At 58.6% G+C, this 20,320-nt stretch carries 18 protein-coding genes; 8 read left to right on the top strand and 10 right to left on the bottom strand.

Annotated features, from left to right (window positions below):
- Positions 1–49: 49 nt before the first annotated feature.
- The 6 genes from RTS12_RS02230 to RTS12_RS02205 form a co-directional block, all read right to left on the bottom strand.
- On the bottom strand, positions 50–802 hold the full coding sequence (locus RTS12_RS02230) for a FadR/GntR family transcriptional regulator (protein ID WP_312525064.1): 753 nt from the start codon (positions 800–802) through the stop codon (positions 50–52).
- Positions 799–1,785, bottom strand: coding sequence for a galactofuranose ABC transporter, permease protein YjfF (gene yjfF, locus RTS12_RS02225; protein ID WP_312525062.1), 987 nt, complete (start codon positions 1,783–1,785; stop codon positions 799–801). The genes RTS12_RS02230 and yjfF overlap by 4 nt, the downstream gene beginning before the upstream one ends.
- Complete coding sequence (locus RTS12_RS02220) at positions 1,782–2,798, bottom strand: ABC transporter permease (RefSeq protein WP_312525060.1); 1,017 nt, start codon at positions 2,796–2,798, stop codon at positions 1,782–1,784. The genes yjfF and RTS12_RS02220 overlap by 4 nt, the downstream gene beginning before the upstream one ends.
- Positions 2,795–4,306, bottom strand: coding sequence for a sugar ABC transporter ATP-binding protein (locus RTS12_RS02215; protein WP_312525058.1), 1,512 nt, complete (start codon positions 4,304–4,306; stop codon positions 2,795–2,797). Before RTS12_RS02215 ends, RTS12_RS02220 begins: the two co-directional genes overlap by 4 nt.
- A 58-nt stretch (positions 4,307–4,364) precedes the next feature.
- Positions 4,365–5,333: a galactofuranose ABC transporter, galactofuranose-binding protein YtfQ gene (gene ytfQ / locus RTS12_RS02210; protein WP_312525056.1), complete on the bottom strand. Its 969-nt coding sequence runs from the start codon at positions 5,331–5,333 to the stop codon at positions 4,365–4,367.
- A gap of 169 nt (positions 5,334–5,502) precedes the next feature.
- On the bottom strand, positions 5,503–6,519 hold the full coding sequence (locus RTS12_RS02205; protein WP_312525054.1) for a LacI family DNA-binding transcriptional regulator: 1,017 nt from the start codon (positions 6,517–6,519) through the stop codon (positions 5,503–5,505).
- 95 nt (positions 6,520–6,614) lie between these two features.
- Between RTS12_RS02205 and RTS12_RS02200 the strand changes: the two genes are divergently transcribed.
- Genes RTS12_RS02200 through RTS12_RS02180 form a run of 5 tightly spaced genes read left to right on the top strand, consistent with a single transcriptional unit; the run spans position 6,615 to position 12,212 of the window.
- On the top strand, positions 6,615–7,667 hold the full coding sequence (locus RTS12_RS02200; protein ID WP_312525052.1) for a sugar phosphate isomerase/epimerase: 1,053 nt from the start codon (positions 6,615–6,617) through the stop codon (positions 7,665–7,667).
- Positions 7,664–8,758 carry a Gfo/Idh/MocA family oxidoreductase gene (locus tag RTS12_RS02195; RefSeq protein WP_312525050.1) on the top strand — a complete coding sequence of 365 codons (1,095 nt, stop codon included), beginning with the start codon at positions 7,664–7,666 and terminating at the stop codon, positions 8,756–8,758. The genes RTS12_RS02200 and RTS12_RS02195 overlap by 4 nt, the downstream gene beginning before the upstream one ends.
- Positions 8,755–10,260, top strand: coding sequence for a sugar ABC transporter ATP-binding protein (locus tag RTS12_RS02190; RefSeq protein ID WP_312525048.1), 1,506 nt, complete (start codon positions 8,755–8,757; stop codon positions 10,258–10,260). Before RTS12_RS02195 ends, RTS12_RS02190 begins: the two co-directional genes overlap by 4 nt.
- On the top strand, positions 10,257–11,228 hold the full coding sequence (locus RTS12_RS02185; protein ID WP_312525046.1) for an ABC transporter permease: 972 nt from the start codon (positions 10,257–10,259) through the stop codon (positions 11,226–11,228). The genes RTS12_RS02190 and RTS12_RS02185 overlap by 4 nt, the downstream gene beginning before the upstream one ends.
- Before the next feature lie 18 nt (positions 11,229–11,246).
- Positions 11,247–12,212 carry an ABC transporter substrate-binding protein gene (locus RTS12_RS02180; protein WP_409455657.1) on the top strand — a complete coding sequence of 322 codons (966 nt, stop codon included), beginning with the start codon at positions 11,247–11,249 and terminating at the stop codon, positions 12,210–12,212.
- A gap of 24 nt (positions 12,213–12,236) precedes the next feature.
- Here the strand turns inward: RTS12_RS02180 and RTS12_RS02175 are convergent, their stop codons facing one another.
- Genes RTS12_RS02175 through RTS12_RS02165 form a run of 3 tightly spaced genes read right to left on the bottom strand, consistent with a single transcriptional unit; the run spans position 12,237 to position 15,809 of the window.
- Positions 12,237–13,640, bottom strand: a complete 1,404-nt coding sequence (locus tag RTS12_RS02175; RefSeq protein WP_312525044.1) for an oligosaccharide flippase family protein — start codon at positions 13,638–13,640, stop codon at positions 12,237–12,239.
- Between the two features lie 3 nt (positions 13,641–13,643).
- Positions 13,644–15,143: a lipopolysaccharide biosynthesis protein gene (locus tag RTS12_RS02170; protein ID WP_312525042.1), complete on the bottom strand. Its 1,500-nt coding sequence runs from the start codon at positions 15,141–15,143 to the stop codon at positions 13,644–13,646.
- A 9-nt stretch (positions 15,144–15,152) separates the two neighbouring features.
- Positions 15,153–15,809, bottom strand: a complete 657-nt coding sequence (locus RTS12_RS02165; protein WP_312525041.1) for a chromosome partitioning protein — start codon at positions 15,807–15,809, stop codon at positions 15,153–15,155.
- Between the two features lie 465 nt (positions 15,810–16,274).
- On the opposite strand from RTS12_RS02165, the gene RTS12_RS02160 reads away from it, so the two are divergent.
- From RTS12_RS02160 to RTS12_RS02150, 3 genes are all read left to right on the top strand, one after another.
- Entirely contained in the window at positions 16,275–17,108 is an 834-nt protein-coding gene (locus tag RTS12_RS02160) for a glycosyltransferase (RefSeq protein WP_312525039.1), read from the top strand.
- Positions 17,109–17,471: 363 nt separating this feature from the next.
- Positions 17,472–18,230 carry a sugar transferase gene (locus RTS12_RS02155; protein WP_312525037.1) on the top strand — a complete coding sequence of 253 codons (759 nt, stop codon included), beginning with the start codon at positions 17,472–17,474 and terminating at the stop codon, positions 18,228–18,230.
- 456 nt (positions 18,231–18,686) lie between these two features.
- Positions 18,687–19,895 carry a glycosyltransferase gene (locus RTS12_RS02150; RefSeq protein ID WP_312525035.1) on the top strand — a complete coding sequence of 403 codons (1,209 nt, stop codon included), beginning with the start codon at positions 18,687–18,689 and terminating at the stop codon, positions 19,893–19,895.
- Between the two features lie 68 nt (positions 19,896–19,963).
- Here the strand turns inward: RTS12_RS02150 and RTS12_RS02145 are convergent.
- On the bottom strand, positions 19,964–20,320 hold a 357-nt coding region (locus RTS12_RS02145; RefSeq protein ID WP_312525033.1), incomplete at its 5' end, for a phosphopantetheine-binding protein.

The raw sequence follows: 20,320 nt of genomic DNA, 5'->3' as shown, positions 1-20,320 counted from the left end.
CGCAATATACCTTGGATTTGGTAAAATTTTCCAGACTGCCGGGGATAATCTAGGCAGAGGTTCCGGCCCTTTCGGGCTCTAGCGCCTCGAAGGCCCGCTCGACCCCTTCATCAATGACGACTCGCATCGAGGCCGCCGCCGTTTCCGCATCATGATCGGCAATTGCCCGGGCAATGCGCAGGTGCAAGGCAGCGCTTTGCGCGATCCCCTCGGGGCTAAGCGCTGGTGAAGACAGCTGGAAACTGACGGCCAGCGCAGCTTCGACCAGGGTCGAGACCGAGCGGATAAAGGGGTTGCGCGACATCACCGCGATCGCAAGGTGAAACTCCAGATCAACCTTGGCAAAGCTTTCGCGGCTGTGACAGGGATCACCCATACGCGCCGCGATATTGTAAAGGCGAATGATTTCATCGGGCGTGGCGTGGCGCGCGGCCAGGGCTGCGGTTGCCGGCTCAAGGGCCAGCCGCATCTCGGCGAGCTGGCGCACGAATTCCGCATCCATGCCGGTTTGCATGCGCCAGGTGATCACATCGCGATCAACGAAATTCCACATCTCGCGCGGATTAACTTGGGTGCCGACGCGCGATTTGGCGCGAATAAGACCCTTGGCGGCCAATGTCTTCATCGCTTCGCGCAGGACCGTGCGCGACACCTCAAAGCGCGCACTCAGCATGGGATCGCCCGGCAGAACCTCATCCACGGCCATTTCACCTGCGACGATCGCACGGCCCAAAGCATCGACGACACGTGCATGGCTTGAGGCAGGGGCCGCGTCGAACAAGGTACGGTTCAATATGGTCATCCCGCGACCTGCGCCGTGCGGCGCTTGGCGCGATAGGCGCTGACCACCAGAATAACGCGCTGCAACACGATAAAGGCAAACAGCAGCAAGCCCACGACGATCTTGGTCCACCAAGACGACAAACTGCCGTCGAAAACGATATAGGTCTGGATCAAGCCTTGAATCAGCACACCGAATAACGTCCCTAAAACCAGCCCGGCGCCGCCTGTCAACAAGGTGCCCCCGACCACTACAGCGGCGATGGCGTCCAACTCGACACCCACCGTCGCCAGCGAATAACCGGCCGAGGTATAAAGCGTATAGGCCAGCCCCGAAAGCCCCGCCAGAAAGCCCGACAGCGCGTAAAGCTGGACGGTGGTTCGCCGCAAAGGCACGCCCATCAACTCCGATGACTGGGCCGAGCCGCCCATCGCATAGACATTGGCACCAAAGCGCGTGCGATGAGCGATAATCACGCCCGCCGCAAAAACCAGCAGCATCAGGATCGCCAGAAAGCTGAGTTTTCCTTTTTCCGGCAATGAAATGGCAATGCTTTTGAGGCTGCGCAAAAACGGATGGCTGATCGGTACGGACTGGGTCGAGATCAGAAAGGCGGCCCCTCGGGCCAGAAACATCCCCGCAAGCGTCACGACAAAAGCAGGCATTTTCAGCACATCAATCGTCAGCCCCATGACCGCGCCAAAGGCCGTTGACACCACCAGCGCCAAGCCAAAGGCCAGCGCCGGATGCAACCCCGCCTGAACCAGAACCGCGACAAAGACCGAGGTAAATGCGATCACCGCCCCTACCGACAGATCAATGCCGCCCGAGATGATCACAAAGGTCATGCCAACCGCGGCAATCCCAAGAAAAGCGTTATCGGTCAGAAGATTACCCGCCACGCGCCAGGACAGCATATTGGGGAACTGCGCCACGCATAGCGCATAGGCCAGAATGAAGATCACCACCGTCGCGACGAAAGGCAGGTTACGGGTGCGGATCACGATTTCACCTCGGATTTGCCATGTCTGCGCAGGCTTTTCAGAAAAGAGGCCTCTAGCCGGACGGCGGGCGATTGCAGCGTCAAAATGACCACGATCACCACGGCTTTGACGATCAGGTTGAATTCAGGCGGCAGCCCCGACATCAAAATGCCGGTATTCAGGGCCTGAATGATCAAAGCCCCGATCAGCGATGCCGTGATCGAGAAACGGCCGCCCGAAAGCGATGTCCCCCCGATCACCACGGCCAAAATCGCATCCAGCTCTAGCCACAGGCCAGCATTATTGGCATCGGCTCCGCGGATATCGGCGGTGACGATCATCCCGGCGATGGCCGCACAAAGCCCCGAGATCGCATAGGCCGTCATGATCAAAAACCGCGCCCTGACCCCCACCAGCATCGAGGCCCGCCTGTTGATCCCCACCGCCTCGATCAGCAGGCCAAGGGCTGTGCGTCGCACCAAAAGCCCGACCGCAAGCCCCATCGCGACCCAGATCACAATCGGCATCGGAATGCCCAAAACCGCACCCGAGCCGATAAAGGCGAATGAGGCGTCATTGAATGTCAAAATAACGCCATTGGTGATCAGCTGGGCGATCCCGCGCCCCGCCACCATCAGGATCAGCGTGGCAATGATCGGCTGAATGTCCAGAAAAGCGACCAGAACCCCGTTCCAGATACCGCAGATCAAGCCCACAGCCAAAGCCACGACCACCACCACGATCAAGGGCTGCCCCTGCGCCACAAGGCTGGCGGCAATCGCGCCTGAAATCGCGATCACGGCCCCCACCGACAGATCAATGCCCTTGGTCGCAATCACCAAGGTCATGCCAATCGCCAGCAAGGCCACCGGCGCCACACGTACCCCGACATCGATCAAGCTGCCGTAAAGGCGGCCATTTTGCACCGAAAGCGAGAAAAATCCCGGCGCGACCATCGCGGTCAGCGCCAGCACCACGCCCAGCGCCACCAGCTGTGGTGCCAGACGGCGCAGTTTCAAGCCAATTGCACTCATGCGGCATCTCCGGCCAAGGCCATGGCATTCATGATCGCCCCGGCATTGACCTCGGCCCCGGTCAGCTCTTGGATGTGGCGACGATCGGACAGGACGATGACGCGCGAGGCATAGGCAACCAGCTCTTCGACCTCAGAGGAAATGACCACCAAGGCCATCCCATCCGCGCAAAGGCGCTGGATCAGTGCAATGATCTCGGCATGCGCCCCGATATCGATCCCTCGCGTAGGCTCGTCCAAAATCAGCAGGCGCGGGTCTGTGGCCAGCCAACGCGCCAAGATCGCCTTTTGCTGATTTCCGCCCGACAGGAATTTGATCGGGCGATTGGGATCGGGGGGCCGGATGTCCAACGCCTTGATATAGCGCAGGGCAATCGCCTCGGCCTCGGCGCGAGGGATCGGCCGCGACCAGCCCCGCCGCGCTTGCAAGGCTAAAACGATGTTTTCACGCACCGATAGATCGGCAACGATCCCGTCGCTTTTACGCTCTTCGGGACATAGTCCAATGCCATGTGCAATCGCATCCTCGGGGGATTTCAACTGGACCGCCTGGCCATCGATGCGCATCTCGCCACTGTCAGGGCGCTCGATGCCAAACATCAGACAGGCGGTCTCGGTTCGACCCGAGCCCAAAAGGCCCGCAATCCCCACCACCTCACCCGGGTGAATCGCCAGATCGAAAGGCGCGATCATGCCGCGTTTGCCAAAGTCACGAAAGCTAAAGGCCGCGGTCGCCCCATCCACGCTGGGACGAGGCCGCGCATGGGTCGCCTCGGCCAGATCATGGCCCAGCATCAAGCTGACCAGATCCCGTCGCGGCAGGTCCGAGATGTCACGACTGCCGACCATGCGACCATTGCGCAAAACCGTCACGCGATCTGCCAAAGAATAAACCTGGTCAAGAAAATGCGTGATGATCACGATCCCCAAACCCTGATCCCGCAGGCGGCGCAGGACTGCGAAAATCGCCTCGACTTCGCGGGCATCCAGGCTGGCCGTTGGCTCATCCAGAAACAAAACCTTGCCCGAAAGATCGACCGCGCGGGCAATGGCGATGATTTGGCGTATGGCGACCGAGTAATGTCCAAGCGTCTCGCCCGGATCAACTTCTAGCCCATATCCCTGCAAAAGCCGTGCCGCATCCTTGCGCATCCGCCCGGCATCGATCAGCCCGAAGCGACGCGGCTGCCGCCCTAGGTACAGGTTCTCGGCCACGGTCAAATTGTCCAGCAAATTGACCTCTTGATAGACCGTGCCAATCCCCAAAGCCTGCGCCTCGGCAACCGAACGCGGCTCGACCGATTGCCCGGCAAGGACCATCTCACCGTGATCCCGACGATACGCGCCTGTCAAAATCTTGACCAATGTGGATTTTCCAGCGCCGTTTTCACCTAAAAGCGCATGGATCTCGCCAGCACGCAGGCTGAAATCAACGCCGTCCAGAACCTTGACACCGAAAAAGGATTTATCGATTGCGCGCGCTTCAAGAAGCATGCCCGTGTGAACCATCTGCCCCGCCTCTTGCAAAATGGGCGAGGCCTTTCAGCCCCGCCCTTCAGTCAGCTCATCAATATCCAAGGCCTTTTTTGGCCTCGTAAACGGCCTTGGGATCATCGGCTTGGGTGTAAAGTTTTGATTCCGTCTGGATCCACTTTGCGGGGGCAGTCCCATCATTCAAATAGGCCGCCAAAGCGTCAAAGGCGGGACCGGCCATATCGGGCGTCAGTTCGACCGTGGCATTTGCCTCTCCATCAGCCATCGCCAGGAAAATATCTGGCACGGCATCGATCGAGACGATCTTGATATCGGTTCCGGGTTTCAGCCCCGCTTCCTTGATGGCCTGGATCGCCCCAACCGCCATATCGTCGTTATGGGCATAGACCGCACAAATATCCTTGCCACCGTTTTCGGCTTTGATGAAGCTTTCCATCACTTCCTTGCCCTTGGTGCGGGTGAAATCCCCGGTCTGAGAGCGGGCGATGGTGATGTTGTCGTGCCCCGCCAAAGCCTCTTCAAAGCCTTTTTTGCGGTTGATTGCCGGCGAAGAACCCGTGGTGCCCTGCAATTCGACAACTTTGCAGGCTTTGTCGCCCACATCCTTGACCAGCCATTCCCCTGCGACCTTGCCCTCATGGACCTGATCCGAGGTCACTGCCGTCAGATACAGATCCTCGGGGGCTTCGATCTGGCGATCCAGCAAAACGACCGGAATTTCGGCATCTTTGGCTTCGGTCAAGACATCGTCCCAGCCCGTCGCCACGACCGGCGCGATCAAGATCGCATCAACGCCCTGAGCGATGAAGCCGCGCACCGCCTTGATCTGGTTTTCCTGTTTTTGCTGCGCATCAGCAAATTTCAGATCGATGCCGCGCTCTTTGGCCTGCGTCTGGGTCAAAGTGGTTTCGGCCGCGCGCCAGCCCGATTCCGAGCCGATCTGGGAAAAGCCAACAACTTTGCCCTCCATCCCCGCGGCAAGAACCGGAGCAGCCATGGTGAGACAGGCGACCGCCGTGGTCGCCGCAAGAAAATGCTTCATGATGTTCTCTCCCTGTGGGCCACGTTCCTCCCGGCCCCGACTCAAGGCGTATTATATGATTAATTATCCGTCAAAACTTTTCTTCATCAAAAAAATACCCAATTTCTTTGGGATTTTCAAAAAACGCGCCCACTGCTACGCGCATTAATATGATGAATGGGTAATTTCCCTAGTCAGGCGCGGGCCCGGTGGATTGCCGAACCATCAGCTTGGGCGGGATCAAAAGACGCGAAGCCACCTTTGATCCTTCGATCACCGCCAGCATGGTTTCCGCTGCAAGTCGCCCAATATCGCGCTTGGGCTGGCGAACGGTGGTCAGGGCGGGCGTCAGATGCGCGCCCAGTTCAATATCGTCAAAGCCGACCACTGACAGATCGCGCGGAACCTCGATCCCGTGCCTTTGCAATTCCGCCACAAAGGCAAAGGCCATTTCATCAGAAAAGGAAATCACACCGGTGGGTCGTTCGGCCGGATCAAGCGCCAGCCATGCCCCTGCCGCACGTTTGCCCGCATCAAGCGAGAAATCTCCGGGAAAGACGCGAAACCCCTGTGCCCCCAGAACTCGCTCCACCCCTTCAATACGGGTCCGATGCAGAATATTTTCGGGCGGCCCGCCAATACATGCGAATCGGCGATGCCCCAACGCGACCAGATGCCGGGCGGCCAATTCGGTGCCGGTCGCATTATCCAGCGCCACATAGGGCAGATCCAGGTCATCACGCCATTCACAGGCCATTACCACCGGCGGAACTCCACGTCCCGGCAACAGTTCGTCCCGCGCAACCAGCCCGTCGCAAAGCACGATTCCATCGGCGCGTGATGGATCCAAAAAGCGCTGCAAGGACCGCCTGCGCCCCCCTTGGGCCAATGTATCGCCCACCAGCAGGTCATAGCCCGCCTCTTCCAGACTGCGCCCTAACCCCGCTAAAATCTTGGCAAAAAACGGATTTCCAAGATTTGGAACCAAGGCAACGACGGCGCCTGTCCGCTGCTTGCGCAGGTTCCGGGCGGCATGGTTCATCCGGTATCCGCTTTCCTGAACCGCCTGCAAGACCGCCTCTCGCGTGGCCTCGGCCACCATATTGGGGCGCGACAGAACCCGGCTGACAGTCGCGGCAGAGACCCCCGCCAGACGAGCGACATCAGAAATTTTGACCGGATTTTGGTTATGAGCGTGATCATTCATAGCGGCGGACCCTAAGCTTCTGCCTGCGGTTCCACAAGATTATTGCAATCGATTGCAGAACAGGGCAAGACTTCTGCAAGTGAGGAGGAGCCACGATGAAAACCATGCGCGGACCGGGACTGTTTCTGGCGCAATTTGCAGCAGATCAGCCACCATTCAACGACTGGGGTGCGATTACGACCTGGGCTTCGAGCCTGGGCTATCGTGGCGTTCAGGTGCCGTCCAACGACAATCGGATCTTTGATCTGGACTTGGCTGTCAGCTCTGCGGCCTGGCGCGATGCTTATCTGGGACAGGCGCGCGACAATGGCATCGAAGTGACCGAGCTGGCCTGCCATCTGCAGGGCCAATTGGTCGCCGTTCATCCGGCCTATGATGCGCCTTTCGATGCTTTTGCCCCGGCTGCGCTGCATGGCAATCCCAAAGCGCGTCAGGAATGGGCGGTCGATCAGGTCGCCAAGACCATCCGCGCCAGTGCGGCACTTGGCCTGAAGGCGATGGCCACCTTTTCGGGTGCGCTGGCATGGCCCTATCTTTACCCTTGGCCCCAACGCGCGCCGGGCTTGGTAGAGACCGCCTTTGATACGCTGGCCGCACGCTGGCTGCCCTTGCTTGATCTTGCGGATGAGCATGGCATCGACATCTGCTTTGAGATCCACCCCGGCGAGGATCTGCATGACGGCGTCACATTCGAGATGTTCCTTGACCGCGTCGGCAATCACCCGCGGGCGAATATGCTATATGATCCGTCGCATTACCTGCTGCAGCAGCTGGATTATCTGCAGCACATCGACATCTATCACGAGCGGATCAAGATGTTCCACGTCAAGGATGCAGAGTTCAACCCGACCGGGCGACAGGGCGTCTATGGCGGCTTTCAATCCTGGGTAAACCGTGCAGGCCGCTTCCGCAGCACTGGCGACGGGCAGGTCGATTTCAAAAGCATTTTCTCGAAGCTCGCCCAATATGACTATGAAGGCTGGGCTGTCGTTGAATGGGAATGCGCCCTTAAACACCCCGAGGACGGAGCCCGCGAGGGTGCGGCCTTTGTGCGCGATCACCTGATCCGCGTCACCCCGCATGCTTTTGACGATTTCGCCGCAGGCGCCATCGATCAAAGCGCAGTCAACAAGGCGCTTGGACTATGAACGCGCGCATCCCATTGGGCATGGTTGGCGGCGGTGCGGGCGCCTTTATCGGCGGCGTTCACCGGATTGCAGCACGGCTGGACGGGCGCTTTGATCTGGTCGCAGGGGCGCTTTCCTCTGATCCAGAGCGGGCGAAATCCTCGGCCGAGGCGCTGAATATTCCGCGCAGCTATTCGGATTATGCCGAAATGGCCCGCGCCGAAGCAGGCCGCGCCGACGGGATTCGTGCCGTTTCCATCGTCACCCCCAACCATTTGCATGCCGCCCCCGCGATTGCCTTTCTGCAAGCTGGGATCCATGTCATCTGCGACAAGCCACTTGCGGCAACAGGCGCCGAGGCTCAGGCCATGGCCGATGCTGCCGCCAGCTCATCCGCGCGCTTTTTCCTGACCCATAACTATTCAGCCCTGCCCCTGATCCGAGAGGCACGCGCCCTGATCGCCGAGGGTGCGATCGGCCAATTGCGCATGGTTCAGGCCAATTATCTGCAAGGCTGGCTGGCAGATGAGATCCACTCGAAACAGGCCGAATGGCGTGTCGATCCCAAACGTGCGGGCGCGGGTGCGCTTGGCGACATCGGCACCCATGCCTGGCAATTGGCGCAATTCGTGACGGGTCAGACCCCTGAGGAAATCTCGGCCGATATTTCCGCGATGGTACCCAATCGCCAGATAGACGACGATGCCCGCGTGTCGCTGCGTTATGCCAGCGGCGCCAAGGGCGGGATTTGGGCCAGTCAAGTTGCCGTCGGCCATGAAAACGGCCTGACATTGGACGTTTACGGCTCTGACGGGGCGCTGCATTGGGCGCAAGAAACCCCCGAGCGGTTGATCCATGTGCCCAAAGGTCAGCCTCCGCGCATTCTGACGCGCGCACAAGATCGATCAGGCTCTTCTCGCACGCCCCCCGGTCACCCCGAGGGATACCTAGAGGGCTTTGCGAACCTTTATTCAGATATTGCCGATATCATTCAGGGCGATCTGACTCATCTGGACCGCGTCCCCGGCATCGCAGCCGGGCTATCGGGGATGCGCTTTATCGCCGCCGCGCAGGAAAGCTCGGCCGCCAACGGGCAATGGGTGCGTATATGACAGCAGTTTTAGCACTGGACCGGGTCACGCGCAGCTTTGGCCCGATCGAGGTTTTGCACGGCGTTGATATGGCCCTTCATGCCGGCGAGGTTCACGCGCTGATCGGTGAAAACGGCGCAGGAAAATCGACGATCATGAAAATCCTGGGCGGTTTTCTGGCTCCGACCACGGGCCAGGTGCTGCTCAACGGACAAGCGGCGCCCTATCGCTCTGGCCCCCAGGCCGAGGCCGCGGGCATCATCGTCATCCATCAGGAATTCAACCTGGCGCCGGATCTAAGCGTCGCGGCAAACGTCTTTTTGGGCCGCGAAATTGGCGGTTGGCGACTGGATCATAACGCCATGCGCGAGCAGACCGCTGCTTTGCTTGAAAGGCTTCAGACCAAGATCTCGCCGGATGCGCAGATCAGGGATCTGTCCGTGCCTGATCGGCAGATGGTCGAAATCGCCAAGGCGCTGTCACGCGATGCGCGGGTGCTGATCATGGACGAACCCTCGGCGGTGCTGACGCATCGCGAAGTGGGCGCGCTTTACGATCAGATTGACCGGCTGCGCGCGGATGGTGTGGCCATCATGTTCTGCTCGCATCGTCTGGACGAGGTGGTGCATCTGGCCGACCGCATCACGGTTTTGCGCGACGGCTCGGTCGTTCATCGTGGCGTACGCGGCGAGATGACCGAAGATAACATGGCAACCGCGATGGTCGGGCGCGAGCTGACGGATTTCTTTCCGCCCAAAGCCACCGCGCTGGGGGATACCGTGCTTGAGGTATCATCCCTGACCGTGCCCGGGCGGGTCCATGATGTGAACTTCCAACTGCGTCGCGGCGAGGTTCTGGGCATTGCCGGGCTGGTTGGTGCAGGCCGGACCGAACTCGCCGAAGGGTTGGTCGGGCTGCGCCCCGCCACGGCCAAGGTCAAATGCAACGGTCAGGACCTCACCATTCGCGACCCCCGTCAGGCCGCCGATGCAGGGCTGGCCTATCTGACCGAGGACCGCAAAGAGGCCGGGCTGTTGCTGCAAAAGGGCCTGACCTCTAACCTGACCTTGGCCGCATTAGAGAAATTTGGACGCATTCGGATCGACAAAACGGCCGAAGCCCGCGCCCTAGAGAATGCGATCAAGGAATTCGATATTCGCGCCCCCTCGCGCGAGATTATGGCCGGCAATCTGTCGGGTGGTAATCAGCAAAAGCTGTTGTTGGCAAAAACCATGCTGACCGACCCCCAGATCATCATCATTGATGAGCCGACCCGTGGCATTGATGTCGGCACGAAAAGCCAGATCTATGCCTTTATCCGCAAGCTGGCGGCCGAAGGTCGCAGCATCATCGTCATTTCCTCGGAACTGACCGAGGTCATGGGCCTGGCGGATCGCGTCCTGGTCATGCGTCAAGGGCGCATCGCAGGCGAGGTCTCTGGCAACGAGATTACCGAAGACAATATCGTGCGTCTCGCCATGGGCGTTGGCGCAGAAGCACCAGTCGAGGCAGTTACCCCATGAAGCGTATCAACTTTCACGTCCTCGGCCCCTTGGTCGCATTGATTCTGCTGGTTTTGCTGGGATGGTTCCTGAACCCATCGTTTCTGGCGCCGGCAAATATCACCAACGTGCTTGCGCGCTCGGCCTTTATCGGGCTGATCGCGGTGGGCATGACCTTTGTGATCACATCGGGGGGCCTTGATCTTTCGGTCGGCTCGATGGCTGCCTTTCTGGCAGGGGTCGCAATCATCGCCATGAACGCCCTTGCGCCGCTGACCGGCGTGAACTGGGGCACGATCTTGCTCGGCATGGGCGTCGCGCTGGTCGGCGGCCTGCTGGCAGGTATGATCAACGGCTCGCTTGTCACAAAGGCCCGGATCGAACCCTTCATCGTCACCTTGGGCACGATGGGGATTTTCCGCAGCCTGGTGACCTGGCTGGGCGATGGCGGCACACTGAGCCTCGCCTCGGATATGCGCACCCTTTATCGTCCGGTCTATTATTCAGGCATTGGCTGGATCACCTGGCCGATCATCACCTTCGCGGTGGTGGCTGTTCTGGGCGAATTGGTCATGCGCCACACACGCTTTGGCCGCTATATCGAGGCGATCGGCTCGAATGACCGGGTCGCGCGCTATTCTGCGGTTGATGTGAACCGCGTGAAGCTGCTTAGCTATGTCTTGCTGGGGGGCTTGGTCGGGCTGGCCGTCATCATCTATGTGCCGCGCCTTGGCTCGGCCTCGGGTTCGACCGGGATCGGCTGGGAGCTAGAGGCCATCGCTGCCGTCATCATCGGGGGCACGTCGCTAAAAGGCGGTCGAGGCCGGGTTTGGGGCACCGTTGTTGGCGTGCTGATCCTAAGCCTGATCGACAATATTCTGAATTTGACATCGCTGGTCAGCCCCTACCTGAATGGGGCGATTCAGGGCGTCATTATCGTGCTTGCTGTTGTCTTGCAGCGGGAAAAACCCACCGCCGACGAGCGGTGAATAGGGGAGGAAAAAACCATGCTTCGTAGAAATATGCTAAAACTGCCGCTGGTCGCGGCGCTGATGATGGGTGTCTCGGGCGGCGCGATCATGGCGCAAGATGCCGAGAAAAAGGTGATCGGCGTTTCGATCCCTTCGGCCACGCATGGCTTCATGGGTGGGCTGAACTGGCATGCGCAGGAAACCATCAAGCGCCTGGGCACGACCTATCCGAACATCGAATTCGTTCTGGCCACGGCGCCCGATGCCAGCAAACAGGTCAATGACATCGAAGATATGATGGCGACCCGCAACATCGACGGCCTGGTGGTGCTGCCCTTCGAATCCGAGCCGCTGACCGCACCGGTGAAATCGGTGAAAGAGGCCGGGAAATGGGTCACCGTGGTTGACCGCGGCCTGTCCGAAGAGGGCATCGAGGACCTTTACGTCGCGGGCGACAACTCGGCTTTCGGGCGCGTTGCTGGTGAATATTTCAAGGCGAACCTCAAGCCCGGCGCAAAGATCGTGATCTTGCGCGGCATCCCCACCACGCTGGACAACGAGCGTGTGGACGCCTTTGAAAAAGCATTGGATGGCTCGCAGATCGAAGTGCTGGACAAGCAGCATGGCAACTGGAACCGCGACGATGCCTTTAAGGTCATGCAGGATTATCTGACGAAATTCCCGCAGATCGACGCTGTTTGGGCCGCAGATGACGACATGGCTTTGGGCGTACTGGAGGCAATCTCGGCCGCCAAGCGCGAAAAGGAAATGTGGGTGATTGGCGGCGCTGGCATGAAGGAAATCGTCAAGCGCGTCATGGACAAAGACCCGCAGCTGCCGGTTGATGTCACCTATCCGCCTGCGCTGATTTCTTCGGCAATCGAGATGACGGCTCTGAACTTTGTCTCGGATGCGCCGGTGACCGGACGCTTCATCATCGGCTCGCAGCTGATCACGCCGGAAAACGCGCAGAAATTCTACTTCCCTGAAAGCCCGTTCTAAGGGCCAATGGCTGCGGCGCTTGGGTTACGCCAGCGCCGCAGCAATCTCGGCTCCGTAAAGCCAAAAGCCGATAAAGACCAAAGTGATCATCAAGATGACCGAGATCAGGTCATGGCGTGGATCCCAGGCGTTATGACGCCGCGCCAGCCGCATCACGACGGGATAGTTCAGCAAATAGGCCAGGGCCTGACCGATGAACACGCCCTTTAGCCCCGCATACCAGGCACCCAAAGCCACCAGCAGCACGTAAACCGTTGCCCGGCATGCCTGCATGACAAAAACGCCGCGCGTATCCCCTGCGGCAAGCGCCGAGTAATCATAGCTCATCGTCATGATCTGCGGCAGCTGCAAGAGCGCGATCACGACCAAAAGGCTGCCCGCTTGATAATAGCGCGCATCATATAACAGGCCCACCAGATGCGGTCCGATCGTCACCAAAAGCGCCACGCCAAAAATCAGCAAGACCGAGACGCCAGCACGCGCGCGCGACAAAATATGGGCATTGGCCGCCGATTCACCCGGTGGATGCTGGCGGTACATTGGAATGAACAGCCTGCCGCAGATTGCCCCACCCAGCATCATCGGCACAGTCCCAAGAAACTGGCCAATGTTATAAATGCCCAGCTGTTCGAGCGTCAGAACACGGCCCAAGATCAGTCGATCGCCCTGAAACAGCAAAAAACCACAGATCGTGCTAAGAAAGATCCATTTACCGAAATGGACCAACTCGGCGCGTGAGCTGGGCTCTAGGCGGAAGCGGTCGACATGACCCGGCAAAAACAGCCAGGTCAGCACCAGCATGACCGCCGCCCCGGCGATATTGCCAATGACCAAAGCCCAGACCGATTGCAACAAATAGGCCGAAAGCACCACAATGCCGATATTGATGGCTTGGGCGGACAGTTCGATGGCGGTCAGGCGGCCCAGGAACATATGGCGCGCGGCCGTGTCGATCCGCGTCGGATTGAACCCCGCGATCAGTAACGAAATCGCGGCAACGGGAAAGACCTGTGCGAATTGCGGCGCGTTATAGAACACGGCAAGCGGCCAGGCGATCAGCGTCGAGACCGCCAGCAAAATGCCACCGCGGATGATTTTCAGCGTCCAGGCAGTGTCCAGAAACGCCGGATCATCACCGCGTTTGCTTTGCTGGATCGAGGGGCCAAGCCCCATGTCGCTGAACATCGTCAGCCCGATCAGAAAGCCCGTCACCAGCGTCATCAGCCCAAAGTCATCGGGGCTAAGAATGCGCGTCAGGATCAGGTTCGACGCCAGACGCATAATCTGGCCGCCACCAAAGCCGATCATCGACAGGATCGAGCCGCTTAGCGCGCGTGAGGCAAGTCCCCCGCCTGCGCGCCCCTGCTGTGCAACCGTCGTGGCAATCTCGCCTTGCCCACTATCCGGTTTGGCCTCTTGCTGATGCATTTCTTAACCAGATCCCATCGGACCAACGACACCCGGCGACGGCACACCGGGCAAAAACCCAAGTAGCCAAACGGCAGCGACAAAGCTCCAGAACAAGATCAGGCAGATATAGATCTTGCGCCGCCACGCGGCATCAAGATCTTCATCATTGGGCACATAGGGCAAAGCCACGACTGGCAAGATACCTGTTGCGCGCTGAAACTGGCCGGAATTACGCAAAACCGGATTTTTTAATTCCAGCAGAAAGGCCAGCCCGACCGAGGCGAAAATGGCAGAAAACACGCCCAGAACCGCGCTTTTCTTGCGACCTGACAGCGCGGGATATTCCGGGGGCACCGCGCGCTCTAGCACGACAAAACGCTCGGTCTGGTTGCTGGCCTGCAAGGATTGCAAGGTCTCGACTTCGGCAAGGCGACGCGAGATTTCGTTATAGCGGTCGCGGTAGCGTTGCTGCTCGCGCGACAATGCCTCGAATTCGCGCACAACTTCTGCGGTTTCTGCCCGGGCCTTTTCAATGGCCTTTTGGCGGCTGTTCACAGCTTCTTTCTGTCCACGCAGCTGGCGAAGCTGGGAATCGATCAGCTCGACCTGCTCCATCACCACGCGCGAGGTATCGCTTAATCCGCCCTGTGTCAGACGTTTGATATTTGCTTCCAGACGGGCAATTTCCGGGTGATCTGGGGCAAGCGTGCGTTTGGCCTGCGACAGTTCAACCTCGGCGGCGCGCAGCTGCTGGACCAACGATGCCGCCGAGCGCCCCTCGGATGCGGTCGGGCTGTCGCCAGCCTGCAGCGCCAGCCGCTCGCGCTCGAGGGCCATGATGTCACGATCAAGTGTCGCATCCTCAGCCGCAAGCTGGGTCAATTCGCTTTGCAGATATTCCTGCGCCGAGGGCAGCGAATCTTCATGTTTCGAGTTGAATTCCGCAACCTTGCGGTCATGCGCTTCCAGCTCGATCTGCAGGCGGCTTTCCTCGCCAAGCAGGAATTGGTGGGTTTCCTGAATGCGTGAGCGGCGGTTTTCCTCGTCGCGGTTAATCACGCTGTCGGCAAAGTCGTTGGTAATATCCGCCGCCTGCTGCGCCGTGCCGCCCTGAGCGGTAATGATGATTGCAGCCAGCGAGGCCGTGCCCGTGCCCTGCCCCGGTGCCGCGACACTTTCCAACCGCGAGGTCTGACGCAGCAGCGCCACCTTTTCGTTCATGCTTAACGGCAGATCGGAATAAAGATTGTGCCGTTCGATCACCGCGATCAGGTTCGATCGCACCATGATACGCTGTTCGATCAGCTGCACGCGGCGCGCAATCGGCAGGCCGGTTTCGCTGGCCGGGTCGACAATAGCCGGCGCCTCGATCTGAATAACCGCTGCGGCCTCATAGACCCGAGGCGAGGTCACGACCAAATACAGCGCGACCAAAATCCCCAAAGCCATCAATGTCAGCACCAGCGGCAAGCGCCGCCGCAGCATCGAGATGACATCGTCAATCGATTGTATCGGTCCCATGGCGATGCCCTATTTCTCGGCTTTGTTCAAAACGACGCCCAGCAAAGGAATGTCATCTGCCAGATATCTTTGTGCCAGTTTCATATCGCCCACCCGACCCAGGCTGCCGTCAGCGACCACCAGCACGGCATCGACCAGGGGCAAAGCCGAAAGGCCAATATCGCTTTCCGAAAGCGGGGCCAGATCAAAGATAGCGTAATCGCTTGATTGATTTTTTTGGATCTGCTCTAGGCCCGCCGCAAGCTGAGGGCTTTGCAGCAGTTCGGCCGCCAAGGCTTCGGGCGCGGCAGGGGCCAGCACAAGCAGATCCGGAAAATCAGGCAGGCAAACCGCAAGATCTGCGATTTCGCCCCCGGAAAAAAGCACCTGCGAAATCGAGCCGCAGCCGGGGATCTGCAATTGCTGCGCAATATCGGGCCGCGAAAAATTCAAATCAATCAAGCTGACCTTGACGCCGGGCTGGCGTAAAATCACATGGGTCAACTCAAGCGCGACGGTGGTTCCCCCCGCGCCGGGGGTCAGGGGCAGGATCCCCAGACGGGTCCAACCACGCTCTCGCATTTCGCGTACCACGCGGGTGCGCAGCAGGGCGATCAGACGCCAACGCTCAGCCTCGGGTGAGGGCTTTTCAACCGGCCCTAGAAAGGGAAACAATTTTCGCCACACGGAAACAACCGACTTATCACTGACAGGGCCAAACGCGGAATGCGACGGCGCTTCTCCCGTTCCCGTTTCTGCGTTTGCTGTCAATAGATTGATCCCTTGATAAATCAAATCTTCACCGATGATACTGTAATCATCAGCATGATATCGTCGCCCCAGAAAAAGCCATAACCGAAAACACCAATAGAATTAATAGGAGCTTAGCAAAGGATAAGCGATAAAGCTGCAGGTGTTGCGCCCATGTTAAAATGACTGTGACCGCTTGTATCTTTGACAAAAAAGCGTGGCCAATTTGTCGCGGCAAGGAAAAGCATTGGTGCAATAGGAGGATGATTCGTGGCCCGCATGCTGGGCCTGGCCGTAACTTGGCAAAGCTCACATCCGCATGAAACCTAACACCTGAACGGGCGTTGTGCCTGCTCGTCACCGTCGCATACGCGTCCGCTGCTTGGAATACACCCCATTACAATGACCCTGCACCGCATTCAGATCATCATCCCCGCCCATAATGAAGGCGGATATATTGCCGATTGCCTGCAAACGGTTCTTGCTCAGGACTTTCAAGGTCAGGTCGAGGTGATCGTTGCAGCCAATGGCTGCTCGGATGACACCGCCAAGCGCGCCCAAGCCATGGCGCCACGCTTTGCCCAGAAAAACTGGAAGCTGACGGTGATCGAGATCCCCGAAGGCGGCAAGCCCGGCGCATTGAACCACGCCGACGCGATCGCCGGACCGGGGCCAAGGATCTATCTTGATGCGGATATTCGCATGGGTGCGGGCTTGCTGGCAGGCATTGCCCAGACCTTGGACACGGACGATGCACGCTATGCGGGTGGAAAGCTGGTGGTGGCCCCCAGCACCAGCGCGATTTCGCGCGCCTATGCCCGGTTTTGGCAGACCCTGCCTTTCGTCACCCAAGGCGTAACGGGCGCGGGGCTTTTTGCGGTCAATGAGGCCGGTCGAAAGCGTTGGGGACAATTTCCGGGCATCATTTCCGACGACACTTTTGTTCGGCTTCACTTCTCCGAGAGCGAGCGCCATTTGGTCGATCGCAGCTATCAATGGCCAATTGCCCAAGGGTTTTCCCGATTGGTTCGCGTGCGCAGACGTCAAGACAATGGCGTCACCGAGATCGCGCAGAAGTACCCAGAATTAATGTCAAATCAAGGACATGCCCCGCCTCAGGGCCGCAATATCCTTCAGCTTGCGGCACGCGATCCATTGGGTTTTCTGACCTATGCCAGCGTGGCCATCGCCGTGCGGATTGGCAAAAACCGCCATGATTGGGCGCGGGGACGCTAAAGCGGCGTTCCTATTGCAGCGCCTTAGGTCCAGCCGGGCAATAAACCGCAATAAGAAACTGCAACACCCTAAGGGTGATGATTGGCATTCCCCCTGGTGGCGCCATTAGGGGCATTGCCGATCTTTGGCGAATGGCCGCCGCGCATACGTTGAGAAAATGCAAATGTTTCTCCGGGCGATTCTTCTCTAGGTTGTTTTGAAATCTCTTTACCCAGGGTTAACCATTCCTTGACTGCCAAGCTTTTTATTCAAAGGCCCTAGGCTAACCCGTTCCGGTCGCAAATCTGTGGTTTTTCACCTCATAAACCATTGATAACAAACAAACCTATTCTTTTAGTTAGCCCCCGAGTTAGCTCTAGTTTTATGCAAATGCTTCGATATAATGAGCGAGTACATTGTGTTGTGAGCGTAACGATGAAGCATCAGGTTAATATTGCTGCCGATGAACCGAATCACGTTGATTGCGGTATCATCTCTTCAACCCAGGATAGCAGGGTCCTTCCCACTGGAATCGGTTCCCTCTACGCTCGTTTTTTCAAACGTCCCCTTGATATTTTGATGGTGATTTGCGTTCTTCCGATCGCAATCCCCTTGATTTTGATTCTTTCGGCATTCATCGCGATGGATGGCGGATCGCCTTTTTATTCCCAATTGCGCGTTGGCCGTTCGGGTCGCAGCTTTCGTTTGTGGAAGTTGCGCACGATGGTTCACAATGCCGACAGCAAGCTTGAGGAATATCTGAGCACCGACCCCATCGCCCGTGCAGAGTGGGATTTGACTCAAAAGCTGAAGAAAGACCCGCGGATTACCAAATTCGGGCGTTTCTTGCGCAAATCATCGCTGGATGAGCTGCTGCAGCTTTTCAACGTCCTCAAGGGTGACATGAGCATCGTCGGGCCGCGCCCCATGCTGCTGGATCAGGCGCAGCTCTATCCTGGCGCCGACTACTACCACCTGCGTCCGGGCGTCACCGGCCTGTGGCAAATCTCGGACCGCAATGACAGCAGCTTTGCAGCCCGCGCCACTTTCGACGCTACTTACGCCATGAATCTTGGCTTTCTGAGCGATTCGAAAATCATCGCCCAGACATTTCGGGTCGTGCTGCGCGGCACAGGTTACTGAGCGCGCTGCATTACTCCCACCGAAGCTGCCTGCTTCACGCCTGCCTCATTCCAGCGGTCAAGTTCTTCCTCGCGTTCTTGCTGCTGGAAGCGGCGCCATGCCAAAAGCAGTGCAATCCCACTGCCCGAAACTGCATAAAGCGCCAAACCACCTAAAACTGGCCAGTCAAACGCCGAGGTTGCAGCCCATGATAGCAAGCCTGCAAAAGCCGCTGATATGCCAAGGATTCCAAACAGTTTCCCGCTCCATCAAGTAATTATTCATATTCAACTGCTATTGGGGCTATGCCCGCAGTGTCCAAACATGAACCTTAAAGTAAACTTCTCAGATTTCTGCCCCAACGCAAAGCAATCTTCGATCCAGCATTTGCTTCAGGCTCAAAATCGCCCAGAATAGTAAAAAGTTAGGCAACTCTTTGCCTGATATTAAATAAAGCACGCAGAAGTAGAATTAGACATGAAGTTGCCGCGAATTGGATATCTCGTCAACACCTATCCGCGACCCTCACATAGTTTCATACGACGCGAAATCGCCGCTGTCGAACGCTTCGGGTTTTTCGTCCATCGCTTTGCGATGCGCGGCGAACTCGAGGCGCTGCATGACCCTGCGGATCTGGCTGAGCACGAAAAAACCGAACGAATTCTAGAGGCAGGCCCAGTCAAACTGGCTGGGCGGCTTTTGCGCCAGACCCTGCAACGCCCCGGCGCGATGTTACGGTCAGTGCGCCTGGCCTGGCGGCGCTCCCGTGCGGGCGAATCATCTTTTCCCCGCCAGCTGATTTATTTGATCGAAGGGGCCAGCGTCGCGATCCGTGCCAAAGAGCTTGGTCTAAGCCATATCCACGCCCATTTCGGCACCAATTCGGCCCGCGTTGCCGCTTATTCCTATCTGCTGGGCGGCCCGCGCTATAGCTTTACGGTGCATGGCCCCGAGGAATTCGACAGTCCTCAGGCGCTGGATCTGGGGGGCAAGGTCCACGATTCGCACTTCTGCGCTGCGATCAGCAGCTTTGGCCGCTCGCAACTCTATCGCTGGACCGAGGCTGAGGCTTGGCCAAAGGTCAAAGTCGTTCACTGCGGGATCGAGATGGGCAACTGGCCCGAGCCGGTGGCGATGCCGGCAAATGACACGCTGCGCATGGTCGCAATCGGGCGCTTTGCCGAACAAAAGGGTTTTGGCCTGTTGATACAGGGCTTTGCTCAGGCCTATCGCCAAAACCCGAAATTGCACCTTTCGCTGGTTGGTGACGGCCCGTTGCGCCCTCAGATCGAGCAGATGCTTCAGAAAGAAGGCATCACTCATGCGGTCGAACTGCTTGGCTGGCAGGCCGAGGATGGCGTGCGGCGCGCGCTGGGGGATTCGCATCTGCTGGTCGTTCCCAGTTTCGCCGAAGGCTTGCCCGTCGTGATCATGGAGGCCATGGCCTCGGCGCGCCCCTGTATCGCCACCTATATCGCCGGTGTCCCCGAACTGGTCCGCCCCGGCCAAGAGGGATGGTTGATTCCATCCGGCGATATCGATGCGCTGTCCCAGGCCATGCTGGACGCGGCCGCAGCCCCGATCGAGGCGCTCAGGCAAATGGGACTTGATGCCCGCCAAAGGGTGACCGAGCGCCACGATATCGAGGTTTCCGCACATAAACTGGCGCGGCTTTTCATTTCTTGACGATCAGCCACTCACCCGATCAATAAAAAACGCCGCAAATCGCGGCGTTTTTTATCATTTAGATGGCCCTATTGTCCTTGGCGTAGGCGCTGGCGCATCGCGCGACGCTGCGCCATGACATCACCAAGTCCTTCCGACACGGGCGGCGTCGGTCGCACGACCGCAGCAACGACCGGTTCAGCTGCGACAGCAGGCGCGACACTAGGTGCGACCTTGGGGGCAGCAGCCGGTGTCTCGACCTTGATGACGGGCGATTGTGCGGGTGCAAGTCCGCTGACATGACGCTGAAAGGCCTCTAGCACCGGGAAGCGGAAAATATCCGTTACGCCCAGTCTCGCCAGCCCCAGCTGATCTCGCAACGTCCGATGCAGCTGAATTGCCAAAAGCGAATGGCCACCCAATGCAAAGAAATTGTCACGCGATCC

The sequence above is a fragment of the Paracoccus sp. (in: a-proteobacteria) genome (assembly GCF_032007265.1).
GTDB lineage: Bacteria > Pseudomonadota > Alphaproteobacteria > Rhodobacterales > Rhodobacteraceae > Paracoccus.
The sequence above is the reverse complement of the archived record's forward strand: the minus strand, read 5'-3'. Positions and strand labels throughout refer to the sequence as shown.